The 13,896-nt window shown below is 48.7% G+C and carries 11 protein-coding genes; 2 read left to right on the top strand and 9 right to left on the bottom strand.

Annotated elements, in window-relative coordinates; genetic code table 11:
- Window positions 1–390 precede the first annotated feature (390 nt).
- Window positions 391–1,980 carry a sensor domain-containing diguanylate cyclase gene (locus HEP82_RS19390; RefSeq protein WP_225622569.1) on the top strand — a complete coding sequence of 530 codons (1,590 nt, stop codon included), beginning with the start codon at window positions 391–393 and terminating at the stop codon, window positions 1,978–1,980.
- An 83-nt stretch (window positions 1,981–2,063) separates the two neighbouring features.
- Here the strand turns inward: HEP82_RS19390 and HEP82_RS19385 are convergent, their stop codons facing one another.
- Entirely contained in the window at window positions 2,064–2,489 is a 426-nt protein-coding gene (locus HEP82_RS19385; protein WP_192459547.1) for a secondary thiamine-phosphate synthase enzyme YjbQ, read from the bottom strand.
- A gap of 97 nt (window positions 2,490–2,586) precedes the next feature.
- On the bottom strand, window positions 2,587–5,418 hold the full coding sequence (gene uvrA / locus HEP82_RS19380; protein ID WP_192459546.1) for an excinuclease ABC subunit UvrA: 2,832 nt from the start codon (window positions 5,416–5,418) through the stop codon (window positions 2,587–2,589).
- Between the two features lie 287 nt (window positions 5,419–5,705).
- On the opposite strand from uvrA, the gene HEP82_RS19375 reads away from it, so the two are divergent.
- Window positions 5,706–6,248 carry a single-stranded DNA-binding protein gene (locus tag HEP82_RS19375; RefSeq protein WP_192459545.1) on the top strand — a complete coding sequence of 181 codons (543 nt, stop codon included), beginning with the start codon at window positions 5,706–5,708 and terminating at the stop codon, window positions 6,246–6,248.
- Window positions 6,249–6,544: 296 nt separating this feature from the next.
- On the opposite strand, the gene HEP82_RS19370 is transcribed toward HEP82_RS19375, so the two are convergent.
- The 7 genes from HEP82_RS19370 to HEP82_RS19340 all read right to left on the bottom strand — a co-directional run.
- The gene (locus tag HEP82_RS19370) at window positions 6,545–7,132 is read right to left on the bottom strand and encodes a flavin reductase family protein (RefSeq protein WP_192459544.1); all 588 of its coding nucleotides are present in this window, start codon (window positions 7,130–7,132) and stop codon (window positions 6,545–6,547) included.
- Between the two features lie 226 nt (window positions 7,133–7,358).
- Window positions 7,359–9,497, bottom strand: a complete 2,139-nt coding sequence (locus tag HEP82_RS19365) for a YjbH domain-containing protein (protein WP_192459543.1) — start codon at window positions 9,495–9,497, stop codon at window positions 7,359–7,361.
- Window positions 9,497–10,276 carry a capsule biosynthesis GfcC family protein gene (locus tag HEP82_RS19360; RefSeq protein ID WP_192459542.1) on the bottom strand — a complete coding sequence of 260 codons (780 nt, stop codon included), beginning with the start codon at window positions 10,274–10,276 and terminating at the stop codon, window positions 9,497–9,499. The genes HEP82_RS19365 and HEP82_RS19360 overlap by 1 nt, the downstream gene beginning before the upstream one ends.
- A gap of 8 nt (window positions 10,277–10,284) precedes the next feature.
- Complete coding sequence (locus HEP82_RS19355; RefSeq protein ID WP_192459541.1) at window positions 10,285–10,971, bottom strand: YjbF family lipoprotein; 687 nt, start codon at window positions 10,969–10,971, stop codon at window positions 10,285–10,287.
- 90 nt (window positions 10,972–11,061) lie between these two features.
- Window positions 11,062–11,427 carry a hypothetical protein gene (locus tag HEP82_RS19350; protein WP_192459540.1) on the bottom strand — a complete coding sequence of 122 codons (366 nt, stop codon included), beginning with the start codon at window positions 11,425–11,427 and terminating at the stop codon, window positions 11,062–11,064.
- A 526-nt stretch (window positions 11,428–11,953) separates the two neighbouring features.
- The gene (locus HEP82_RS19345; protein WP_192459539.1) at window positions 11,954–13,087 is read right to left on the bottom strand and encodes a glycosyltransferase family 4 protein; all 1,134 of its coding nucleotides are present in this window, start codon (window positions 13,085–13,087) and stop codon (window positions 11,954–11,956) included.
- 13 nt (window positions 13,088–13,100) lie between these two features.
- Window positions 13,101–13,896, bottom strand: a 796-nt coding sequence (locus HEP82_RS19340) for a glycosyltransferase (protein ID WP_192459538.1), incomplete at its 5' end; no start/stop codon positions are given.

Raw genomic sequence — 13,896 nt, 5'->3', positions numbered from 1 at the left:
GTGTTGACTATTGATATAGTTTCTTTTTATGACTACATCTTCTTCGATATATAGAATCTGGCAAACAGCAAGGATGCACACGACCAGAGAAAACCTGTTTTTCCATAATTATCTATCGGGATATGGACAATAAAATTTATGATATGAAAATCAACATATTAAAAAAATGAATATTTCCTCATTTTATCCATAGCTAAAAAACAAGTAACCAGCTTAATTTTTATCTTTTTTTCATGATTTAATTTTTCATGCAATCAGGTTGACACCTTTTTGAACATTGACTATTACTCTAGATATAGGGAGTCATTTTTATTTATCTGTCGCGTGGCAAATACCCGGCGAATTTTCAACCTTAATAACAAGAATAATAAACAAAAAATCACAACATGTATGAAAATAAAAAAAATACATAAAGTAAAACTTCTACACTTGATATTATTTATATCTATCTTCAGTACATTCATTACGCTATTAAATAGCTATTATTCTATTTATGACGTCCAAAAAAAGTTAATAACCGAGCAATCGTACCGAGTAGATCTTAACTATTCCAATAAACTCGCCTCCACCGTCGATAACTTTATCAACACATCAATAGAGCAGCTCACCTACAGCGCCGGTCTGATAGAACATGATATTCATTATGGAAATATTTCGTCATTAGAAAAAAATACCCAGAAAATTCATAGAATAAGCAACCGATTTAACTCTGTTGTGGTCGTCAATCATGATGGGATCATCCTGGCGACTTCACCTCCTGAACTGAACCTGGCAGGGATCAGGCTGACGTCATTAGCCAGTAAAACCGCGCTGGAAAGCAAACAACCCTTCGTGAGCCCGCCTTACACCTCCATCGTTGGTAATTACCTTATTTTTATTTCAGTACCGATATATAGCAACCGCGGAGATTATTTAGGATATATCGGCGGGACTATTTATCTCAATAATCGTTATATCGTTAATAATTTCATGAGTACGCAGTTCAGTAACGAGGGGCATAACACTTACGTCATTGATAGAGAAGGCGTCATTATTTATCACTATGATACAGCCCGAGTTGGGGGGAAGTTTGGCGATATCAATCTATTGGATGACACCTTCCAACAAGATAAAGGGAATTTCATGATGCTCGACGAGCAAAATATCCTTTCTCCTGCCGGATTCGCCCGTTCAAAAAGTACCGGCTGGCTCATCATCACTCAACAATCTTTTCATTCGCTAAAAGAATCATTAAACAGCGTGATGCTTAGCGTATTAAAAACGGGTTTACCACTCGTTTTACTCACACTATTACTCTTAACCGTCCTGGCTATTTATATTTCCCGTCCGTTACGCCAATTAGCAAAATCAGCCAGCACCATGGAAGATTTTAACGTTATCAGTAAGATTCGAGCCGTAAACTCATGGTATCAGGAAGCAGAACAATTAAAGCGAGTGCTGTTGATTGGGACGGTTCTGCTGCATAAGCGGATAGGCCGGTTAAGCTCAGAAGCGCATACCGACCCGTTAACCGGCATGCTTAACCGTCGCGGCATGCAGGAGAGCATGGAAGAGCTGCGTAACGAATATAAAAAGATTGCGGTCATTGCCGTCGATATTGACCATTTTAAACAGATAAATGATACGTTTGGGCACGACACCGGTGATGATGTCATTCGCAAACTCAGCCAGTTATTTCGGCAAAACTTCCGAAAGACTGACCTTATTTGCCGAATTGGCGGGGAAGAGTTTTTGATCCTGTTACCTGGCGCAGATATCCATATCGCCACCATCATCGCGGAACGATTGCGAAACAACGTAGCCAACGCCTCCTATTTACCCAATGCCCACCCGGTCACAATCTCCATCGGCGTAACCACATTTAACCCGCAAACATCACCGCTGGATACAGCCATCAAGATCGCCGATAACGCGCTGTACAAGGCTAAAAAAGGCGGCCGAAACAAAGTCATAGTGTCGTTTGCCAAAGAGATATCCTGACTCGCACTGTTGCAAAAACCCGTTATGACAACACAGCGAAACGATGATGCATGCTGTGCGCTATCATCCCGTGCGCAAACGTGTCAACCAGCATCCCCTTGTAATGTCGCCACCAGCGTTCGGCTACCGCCGTGGTTACGGTGTTCGCACAGATAAATGCCTTGCCAGGTACCGATATGCAGGCGTCCATCGCGAACCGGCAGGCTCAGATTATTCCCCAACAGGCTGCTTTTCAGATGTGCGGGCATATCGTCGCTACCTTCATAGGTATGACGATAATAGGGCGCGTCTTCCGGCACCAGCCGATTGAAAAAACTATCGAAATCCTGACGGACGGTCGGATCGGCGTTTTCATTTAGTGTCAAAGACGCCGATGTATGGCGGAGAAACACATGCAGCAACCCGACACGAACCAGCCGCAAATCAGGCACCTGCGCCAGCACTTCATCGGTAATCAGGTGAAATCCCCTGGCTTTAGGTTTCAGCCGGATGTCGTATTGCTTCCACATATTGCCTCCTCTGTGGTTATCCGATGAGCAGACTCGGAACATGCGATAAAAAAGCGCGGCACGCCGCGCTTAACAACCTAGCGAGTCTGAAACCGGCTTAACCGCGCTCCAGAATGGGTTTCAGGAAACGCGCGGTATGGGATTTTTCGCACTGCGCCACCGTTTCCGGCGTGCCGGATACCAGTATCTCACCGCCGCCGCTGCCGCCTTCCGGCCCCAAATCGACAATCCAATCCGCCGTTTTAATCACATCGAGGTTGTGCTCAATCACCACGATAGTGTTGCCCTGATCACGCAGTTGGTGCAGCACCGCCAACAGTTGCTGAATATCGGCGAAATGCAGGCCGGTGGTGGGTTCATCCAGAATATAGAGCGTCTGGCCGGTGCCGCGTTTTGACAACTCGCGCGCCAGCTTCACGCGCTGGGCTTCGCCGCCGGACAACGTCGTCGCCGACTGACCCAGGCGGATGTAAGACAAACCGACGTCGATCAGCGTTTGCAATTTACGCGCCAGCGCCGGAATGGCGTCGAAGAATTCACGGGCTTCTTCGATCGTCATCTCCAGCACTTCATGGACGCTTTTGCCCTTGTACTTGATCTCCAGCGTTTCGCGGTTATAGCGTTTGCCTTTGCACTGGTCGCAGGGGACGTAAATATCCGGCAGAAAGTGCATTTCCACCTTAATCACGCCGTCGCCTTGACAAGCTTCACAGCGGCCACCGCGCACATTGAAACTAAAACGGCCAGGGTTGTAACCGCGACTGCGCGCTTCCGGCACCCCGGCGAACAGTTCGCGAATCGGGGTGAAGACGCCGGTATAGGTGGCCGGATTAGAGCGCGGAGTGCGGCCGATCGGGCTTTGATCGATATCGATAACCTTGTCGAAATACTCCAGCCCCTGAATTTCCCGGTACGGCGCCGGTTCGTTCAATTCGCCGCCGTTAAGCTGCCGCTGGGCAATCGGGAACAGCGTATCGTTGATCAGCGTGGATTTTCCCGAACCGGAGACCCCGGTAATACAGGTGAACAAACCAACCGGCAGCGTTAGGGTCACGTCCTTCAGATTGTTGCCGCGTGCGCCAATCAGTTTCAGCACCTTGGTCGGATCCGCCGGGATCCGTTGCGGCGGAATCTCGATTTTGCGTTGGCCGCTGAGAAACTGCCCGGTCAACGATGCAGGTTCTGCCATAATCTGTGCCGCCGTGCCCTCTGCAATCACCTGACCGCCGTGCACCCCGGCGCCAGGGCCGATATCGATGATGTGATCGGCAGCACGAATCGCGTCTTCGTCATGCTCCACCACAATCACCGTATTGCCGAGATCCCTCAAGTGGATCAGGGTATCCAACAGGCGTTCGTTGTCGCGCTGGTGTAGACCGATGGAAGGTTCGTCCAGCACATACATGACACCGACCAACCCGGCGCCGATCTGGCTGGCCAGACGAATACGCTGTGCTTCGCCGCCGGACAGGGTTTCCGCCGAGCGGGACAACGACAGATAGTTCAGGCCGACGTTCACCAGGAACCGCAGACGATCGCCAATCTCTTTCAGCACTTTTTCCGCAATTTTCGCCCGTTGCCCGCTCAGCTTCATATTGCCGAAAAATGCCAGCGCGTGGCCGATGCTCATATCGGCAATCTGCGGCAATGTGGTCTGTTCAACGAACACATGGCGTGCTTCCTCGCGCAGACGGGTACCGTGACAGCTGGCGCACGGGCGATTACTGATAAATTTCGCCAGTTCTTCGCGCACCGCGGAGGACTCGGTTTCCTTGTAGCGGCGCTCCATATTGTTCAGCACCCCTTCAAACGGATGACGGCGTACCGAAGTATCGCCGCGATCGTTGATGTACTTGAACTCAACGTTTTCCTTGCCGGAACCGTACAGGATCACCTGCTGGGTCGCCGGGCTGAGGCTGTCGTATGGCGCTTCCACGTCAAACTCGTAATGCTCCGCCAGCGAGCGCAGCATCTGAAAATAATAGAAATTACGGCGATCCCAGCCGCGAATAGCGCCCCCCGCCAGCGACAGTTCGCCATTCTGAATCACTCGCGCCGGGTCGAAGAACTGCTGCACACCAAGCCCGTCGCAGCTGGGGCAAGCCCCCGCTGGGTTGTTGAACGAAAACAGACGAGGCTCAAGTTCATGCATGCTGTAGCCGCACACCGGGCAGGCAAAATTGGCGGAAAACAGCAATTCCGGTACGGAATCGTCGTCCATATCGGCCACAATCGCCGTACCGCCGGACAGTTCCAGCGCGGTCTCGAACGATTCAGCCAGGCGCTGCGCCAGATCGTTGCGGACTTTGAAACGATCAATCACCACTTCGATCGTATGTTTCTTTTGCAGCTCGAGTTTAGGCGGGTCAGACAGATCACACACTTCGCCGTCGATACGGGCGCGGATATAGCCCTGCGTCGCCAGGTTTTCCAGCGTTTTGGTGTGCTCGCCCTTACGCTCTTTTACGATCGGTGCCAGCAGCATCAGGCGTTTGCCCTCTGGTTGCGACAGCACGCTATCCACCATCTGGCTGACAGTCTGGGCATCCAGCGGAATGTCATGTTCCGGGCAACGCGGTTCCCCCACGCGGGCGAACAGCAGACGCAGATAATCGTGAATTTCGGTAATGGTCCCGACGGTAGAACGTGGGTTGTGCGAGGTGGACTTTTGCTCGATGGAGATGGCGGGCGACAGCCCTTCGATATGGTCGACGTCCGGCTTTTCCATCAGCGACAGAAACTGGCGGGCATAGGCAGACAGCGATTCCACATAGCGACGTTGCCCTTCGGCATAAAGCGTATCAAACGCCAGCGACGACTTGCCGGAACCGGATAGCCCGGTCACGACAATCAGTTTGTCGCGAGGAATGATCAGGTTGATATTTTTAAGATTATGGGTACGGGCACCACGAATTTCGATCTTATCCATTCACACATTTCCCGCCGTAGACGCTGTTTTTTCATCCCCTCGGCACGAGAGAAAAAGAGAAGCGTGCCATTGATAATGGCACGGCTGCGGTCGCCGGTTGTGCCGGCGCTCAGCCAACAAGCGGACGATTATGGCACAAAAAAAACTGAATGAATATCCAGTATTCAATGCAACGATTGCAACAAAGGAAAAAAGCATGGAATCCGGCGCGCGGGTATTATCTGCCATACTGGCATGCTAGAATTTATCTCTTAAACTTGTGAAAAAGCGTTATCAGGAGACAAAGCATGGCCAGCAGAGGCGTAAACAAAGTCATACTTCTCGGGCACCTGGGGCAGGATCCCGAAGTCCGCTACATGCCGAACGGTGGTGCGGTTGCCAACATTACGCTGGCCACGTCTGAATCCTGGCGTGACAAGCAGACCGGCGAGCAGAAAGAAAAAACCGAATGGCACCGCGTCGTGCTGTTCGGCAAGTTGGCCGAAGTGGCGGGCGAATACCTGCGCAAAGGCTCTCAGGTTTATATCGAAGGGCAATTGCAAACCCGTAAATGGCAGGATCAATCCGGTCAGGACCGCTACACCACGGAAATCGTGGTCAACGTAGGTGGCACCATGCAGATGATCGGCGGTCGCGCCGGCGGTGCCGCGCCAGCTGGCGGCGGTATGGGTAACAATAATACTGGCGGCAACCCGCAGCAGGGCGGCTGGGGCCAGCCGCAACAACCCGCAGCCTCTTTCAGCGGGGGTGCACAGGCGTCCCGTCCGCAAAGCGCCCCGATGCCGGGCAACGAGCCGCCGATGGACTTCGACGACGACATTCCGTTCTAAGTCGCTCGCCCGAACGAAATGTAATGCCAAAGAAAAAGCCCCGAACCGGGGCTTTTTCTTTAACAGGCGGCCAAACGCTCAATATGCAGGAACAATGCAAAGCAGAGACAACGCAGGCACTGCTGCAACTACCCAAACCTTCATGGTCATAGATTCTGCTACGCCTACAGCCTCCCCCCAAGAGTGTCGGTATCCCCTTCGCTCCACCAACCCGCTAACACTCCGCGCCGTCCAGCAAAACCCACGGCTCAACACCCTAAAGCCGATATTCTTAGCCGGCAGTTCCTACCCCACATTTATTCGGCCGTTTTTTCATGGGCATCCAACGCCTCGCCAATGGCATAAAAATGTCCGCCCGCCACATGATGTAAACTGCGCCACTGCGGATCAGCATGTTCAAACTGCCAGTGTCCATCACTGAATACGCGGGAATCCGCCCAGGCGCCGACAATTTCGCCGATAAACAAATCATAGGTCTGCTGATTGTGGGGCTCAGATATCAGTTTGCACCATAACCAGGCGGAACACCCGGCTACCAACGGTACAGACACTCCCTCGAGATGGAACAGTTCCACGCCGCACCGCGCCAGTTTGTTCGGTGCATCGTGCAGGCTGATGCTGCCAACCTGATTGGTCAATGCCAGCTGTGCCGCCGTCGGCACCTGAATGACAAAATAACCGTCGTGCTCCAGCAGTTCCCGGGTTTTGGTCGCTTTATCCAACACCACCGTCAGCTTGGGCGGAGCAAAATCCAACCCGCAGCACCAGGCCGCCGCCATGACATCCTCAACCCCGTCATGGCAGGCCGATACCAACACCGTCGGCCCGTGATTAATTAACCGATAAGCTTTAGCCAACTCGACCGGCGCAATATAACGATCCATAGATTATCCCGCTATTTTACAGTCATTACCGTCGTGCTAATCGATTCAGGCAGCAACAGATGGATAATTACAATATCAACACCATCGGCCCGTGATTCATGAACTAATATGCTTTAGTCACTACAATGGAGGAATCGCTCTATGCATATTGACTCCCGCAGCCTATGACCAGGGCCAAAATCATTGGCGTCCAGAGCATGCCAGACGCCAACTCCTCGTTATCCACTTAACGCTGAGTGCTCGTTACACCATACAACGTACTTTGACGCTCCAGCATCTGCCCACCATCACGTGTTAATGGTGCCCAACCCAATGCGCCACGACTGGTGGTCGGGCTCAGGAAGATGAGATCAAACGGGATGGAGACATAAACGCCTTTGGTAAAGCTGCCTTCACCATATTCCGCCGCGCTGACATTAGTCTTCGTGGCGTAAGCCCCCATGACAATGCCGCTGTCGAAGCGCCTGGACAGATCTAACGTGACCCCTTTATCACCCGCCAGATAACGGCCGAAACTGACTTTTGCCAGCCCGCCTTTCAGGAATGGCAATTCCCAGTAGGTCGTCAGATGACCAGTCACAACATCATAGTCAGCCAACCGCAGCGTATCGTTCCAATCTCGCTGTTTGACATAGTTCATATCCAACCCTACCGCCCAGCTTCGGCCATAAGGACGATAAAGAACCTCGCCCCCAACACCGGCGAACATCATTTCCAGATAGCCACCGTATATTTGGCTATACCAGTCTTGAGCCAGCTGGTCACGGCGGTTCAATTGCAGATTGGTCAACAAGACATCTGATGAGGTGACATACTCGCGAACCCAGGTTCTAACGCGCGGTAATGCCGTCGTATCACTCGGCGGAGTCTTATAGTTGAACTTATCGTAATTATTAACGATGTTGATCAACGAAGACCCATCCACACTCCAGTGGTCTGTCAGGTAAAGATGCCCGGAAATATTCGCTGCCACTTGATACATATAGAAGGACTCAGGTCCCCCCAATGATTGCTTGAGCGATGGGTCGATAGAATAACTGAACCGCCTGGGCACCGTATTCACAACCTGTTGACCTTGAATGTCTTGCGTCGGTTCACGATGCAGCACTTCCGGTTCAGGTTGCCCCAGCGGGGTCGAAGCTGTCTGCTGCTGACGTAGCGCATTGGCATCAACATGCACGCTGCTGATCGGCAACTCCTGATTTTTGGTCACTATGTGGTATTCACTGACACTGTCGGGAACATGATTAGCCAACACCACGGCTGCACGTTGTGCAGCTTCGTCCATGTCACGGTATTTACTCTGGCTGGCCTTCAACGTGACCTGTTTGCTATCGGTATAGATATCAGCCTGCCCGAACCCTGCTTTATCATAGAGTTCCGTCGTTACCTGCTGCCAATCTGTTCCGCCCGGTTTGTTCTGCACCGGTGCATATACCGGCATCTCATTATGTAAATAATTAGGGCGAATCTGATTAAAGTTAGTACGCAGCGTAATGCCCCACATCAGGGTATTGCCACGTTGCCACGAGAGCGAGGTATCCATTACGTTGCCAAGCCGATAGACCATGCCGACGTTGATCGGTGAATCCTGTTTTATACGTCCGGCAAACTCCTGGCTGTAGTCATTACCGTCAAACTCCAGTTTCAGACGCAGCGGATCCCACGGCGTTTGATACTCGATGCCACCAAATACCGCAGCGGTACCATGGAAAAAGTTCTTCACCTCAAACTGGCCGCCATTGGTGCTATAGCCACTGCCTCGGTGACAGAAACTGCTGTACACCGAGCAGAATGGGTTGGAAATATTACCGCTCTGGGCCATGTTGCCCCACCCCATTCCCAGCGTGAGGTCAAAAGGCCCAAAACGTTTACTGCCTACCACATATTCGCTGTCGAACAGTCCGGTTCCCGCAATATCACGCAGCCCGAGCGACACCTGGGGAAGCAGCCTTCCCTCCTGCCAGAGCCGGGCTTTAACATCAAAGCTCTTATCCTTGTATGACTGCGAGCCACTGAAACTTTCCACCTGGCTATAAAGCCGGGTACGCACATCGGTATAGCGGATGGTGGCTTCCAGCCAATCCGTAACCTGCATTGACACCGAGTAACGCCGGTATTGATCGTTATCACGGTAGTTAGCGCTGAACTCTCCGGTATCCGCCATGCGTGCGGTTGGCATTTGCCATAAGCCGACGCCCCCGAAATCCCCCTGGGATACGCCGACCGGCCGGTAATAAGTATTGGGGTTCGTCTGGCTGACGAGATTATCGTCCGAAGGACTGGCAGCCTGCGCCTGCGCCGCTAACAGACCACTGATAACCAGAGCCGGATAATGCAATTTAAATTCTGTTTTCTTAGCCATTAGCGTGGGATCCGGTTTGCAAGATAATCGGCAATCTGGTCATTTAGGGATGTCATATCGTCAGGCAGTATCGTGGGATCAAACCCAATAAACAGCGTTTCTCCTGCCGCGGGTTCAATATGTTTGCGGTTCCATATTGCCAGAGGCACTTTACGCCAAGAGCCGGAGCCACTGATCAGATAGCCATAATTTTTATCCGCGCCGGGTAGCCAGCGATACCCCTGAACGTATTGGTCAACCGACCAACCGGATTTCAACGCCACATCCTTAAAGACACGCGGCGTTCCGATATCGATATCCAGGCTGATCAATCCAAACAAAGAGACCGTCTCGGCATAAGGCGCCAAATAAAGCGAATATTGCCCTACCAACGGTCGGTTTTGATCGATAAACAGTCGCACCCGGTCTGGGTCAAGATCAGTCCGAATACGTCCGGCGACGTTCACGCTTTTCAGCGCTTGCGCCAAATACCATGCAGCCACGGCATAATCACCATCCTGATTACGCCAGGTGTTCTGCAAGGCATATAACTTGTCCTGAATCACCTGCCCCTGCGCTTGCACTTGTTCGGTTTTGGCAGGATTAGTAATCAACGCGGTTTGCCAGTTAACGTTTGCCGGTAAGGGTTGCTGTGCGTAAAACTGCTCCAGGCGAGTGCCATCAGCCAGATCAATGGTTTGAGGAGCCGGGGCGGCGGCATAGTGAATTGTCAACGTCGCGGCGCCTGCGGCACTGCTCGCCAGTAAGATCGCTGCGGATAAATATTTAAAAGCCAGCATAAGACCCCTTATTGTGCATAGGGTTTCAACAGGGTGAATTCCACCAACACCATATCCGGCCCCATATACTGGCGGCTCTTGATAACCTGACCATTTTCCGGATCAAGCCAATAGTGGTTGGTGTAAGTCTTGTTAAGGGCGGGGAAGGTGAGTTGTTCGTCAAAACGCACCAATCGGCGGGGTTTATCCAGAATAGCCACCGTTTCCGTGCCCACACGTTCGAAGCGAGACTGCGCATCATACCCGCCGCGGAATACCAGCCGCCAGAAGATACGTGTGTGCCACTGTTTCGGCGTATCCGGTTTGAGCAATCCCAATGTTAGCGGGTCTTGTTCAATATTTGAGACCTGAAGGATATCCTCACCCAGATCCTGCGTCTTTATCAGGCGACCACCGACAGACGTGGTCACAATGCCCTTATCCGCCGAAAGCCACTTTAATTGATGATTTTCTGCAAACGCCAGCACGACAAAAGCCTTCGGCATATTGCCCAACGTTAGATAGCCGGAAGCATAAGGCAACTTTGCAACTTGTTCGGATGTAATGGTAATGGATGCCCCATCCTGCCCCCAGATAGCCTGGCCGACCATTTGCCGCATTAGCGTTTGTTGCTGTGAGCAGGCCGAAATAAATAACGAGAGAAAGGGAATCACCCAGAACGGACGGATAAATTGCTGAGATATTCTTCGTATCATTAATATTATTCTCGCGTGAAGTCGTGTTCTCGCCTGACCTGGTCATGAAATAAGAAAAGGCCACCGAAGTGGCCTTTGGCTTACAGACTATCAACCACGTGTAGATGTGGTCGTGGAAACAGTCGTACCGCTGCCACTGTTGGAACCGCCGGAGTTATCGTTGTTAGACGAAACGGCAACGGCAATACCGATAGCTGCCGCAGCCGCAACGCCGGCCGCGATAGCAGCAGCGGTAGCAGTGATGCCGCCCACGGCAGCAGCGCTGGCAGCAGTACCGGCAGCAGTACCGGCAGCAATACCGCCAGAGCTAGCACCGCCCGCACTGGCTGCGCCGGCACCAGCGCTAGAGCTGGTGCTAGTGCCAGTGCTACCAGCACCAGTAGCCACTCCCGGAGCAGCAAAGGTGCTGGTAGACATCGCCAGAGCGATGGTCAGCGTAAGGAGAGTTTTCCTCATTTTTGGGTTTCCTTAATTTATTTCATATGAAATACAACAAGCAGAACAGGACAGAACCAGAGGCACCTTCCTGCCTTAGTACAAGCAGGCTGCTTGTTAACACCCACTTGTATTACCGTTCTGGCAATACCGCTAAACAATACCTCAGCATTGGAATAGCGGCAATCATCAGAGCGATGTTTGGTTTATTGATTACAGGTTAATCACAAGCCTAGCAAAAGAAGTATTAGAGAAAAAATAAAAACATATTTACCATTCAAAAATGAAGATTCACTTAGAAAAATGGAATACATCTATCGTTTTATTATAGCTCTCATCCAAATAGCTTCTCGCATTAACGCCCATTTATCATTGCGTGGTTCCGGAGCTGACGGAATTTAATTTATCACAAATGCAGCACTATTATGAGAAGCTATTTAGAATCCAATAAAAATAAAAAAAATAAGACTTTTAGTTTCTTTTCATTCATACTTCCCCTGTCTCCACTGTTGGAGTGAACATATCAAAAACAGGCAATTTCACAATTTTAATTGGGCCCCGACAATAATTTTTTTATTGTATCGACATACTGTCCAATAACAATTTTTTCATCAAATTCACTCTCTGCTTTGTTTCGGCTTTTCATTCCCATGTCAGTTCTATCCTGATGAGACATACCAATAATCAACTCAAGACTCTCAATAAGGCTTTCCGTACTTCTTGGTTGACATAAGTATCCATTAACACCATGGGAAACTGTTTCACGGCATCCAACATTATTTGTTGTGACAATCGGTTTACCCATTGCAGCAGCTTCCAGTAATGATTTGGGTACACCTTCTCGATAATAAGAGGGAAGCACAACACAATCTACAAAACCAATTTCATCCTCCACTTTATCTGATACACCTAAATATTGAATACACCCCTCATCTTCCCAGTTATTCATCTGTTCACAGCTAATTGCTGATGGATTATCTACATCCAAAAAACCTAGCAAACGAAATTCAACCTTATCTCCATACTTATTTCTGAAGTAACGTGCTGCTTCAACATAATGCAAAATACCTTTTTCATACAACATACGAGCAACTAACAAGAAGCGGACAATACCGTCGTCAGGAGCCAAACGAACTGTAAATCGAGATATATCAACACCAGATCCTGGAATACGTTCAGTTTTAGCACGATCGACCAAATTATGTCTTAGAAATAAATGTCGGTCTTCCTCATTTTGGAAAAAAATCATCCCAGCTTTAGGTTGAGATATTTTATAAAGCACCTTGACAATCTGAGAAACCATCCCATTTTTGATAAAAACGCTCCCCAGACCAGCTATATTATTTACCACTTTGATATTTAATAGGCTAGCAGCCAACGTTGAGTATATGTTATTTTTAGGTGTGAAGTTCAATACAACATTTGGCTTTTTTTTTAAAAAAATAGAATAAAAACGAAAAAATAAAATCACATCATTTATTGGATTAATACCTTTTGAATCTATTTTTATATGGATAAATTCACAGCCAATAGCGATTAATTTATCAGCATACGGATCATAAGGAGAAACCACTAAAACCTTGCACCCCAGTTCCAAAAAATGCAAAATAGTGTTTTTTCTAAAATTATAAACATACCAACTTGTATTAGCTGTTATTATTACACTGACTTCCGTCAACATTAAAATCAACCTTTTATATCATGTTCTCATATACTGAATTTAACTGTTCCGAGAAAGAGGAAAATGAATATCGCTCAGCTATAAACTTACAATAATCATCATATATATCAGGCCGTTCAGTTATAGCATTTATAGTGAGAGTTATTTTTTGAGCTAAAGTTTTTGAATCAATATCATTTGAAATCAAAAAGCTCTCATTTCCGATCACCTCAGAAAGCCCCATAACTTTTGATGCAATCGTAACTTTATTGTGACTGGCAGCTTCAACAACCACCATCCCAAATCCTTCCCAATTTGAAAGCAAGACGCAAATATCAGCCATGTTATAGTAATGAGAGACATTATCACTTTCGCCATGAAAAATAACATTACGAGATACAGATATCTCTTTTGCATACTTAATCATACCATCCAATAGAGGACCATCACCCAAAAAATGAACAAAATAATTATCAGGTAGATATTTTAAAGCAGCTATTAGATTTTTATGTCTTTTCTGTTTCGAAAACGATGCAACCATTAATATATTAATTTTTTTACCATCAATTTCTTTATTAGTTTTTTTATAATCAAACCTAGAAAAGTTAGGAACAACAACAAATTTATTAGAAGCACCAACCCAATTAGAAAGACTATCCTTTACAGCATCAGAAATACATATAACATTTTTCGCCCGATGATATATATAGCGCTCAACATATTTTAGCCATTTTATTTTCCTCCTTCTATTATCTGTGTTATGCTCATGGATGATAGTTTTATTCCTACTTACAAAAATGGAAAAATAAAAACTTGGAAATAAATGGAAG

It is taken from the genome of Musicola keenii, assembly GCF_014855505.1.
Classification (GTDB): domain Bacteria; phylum Pseudomonadota; class Gammaproteobacteria; order Enterobacterales; family Enterobacteriaceae; genus Musicola; species Musicola paradisiaca.
This window is presented reverse-complemented; position numbering and strand designations above follow the sequence as displayed.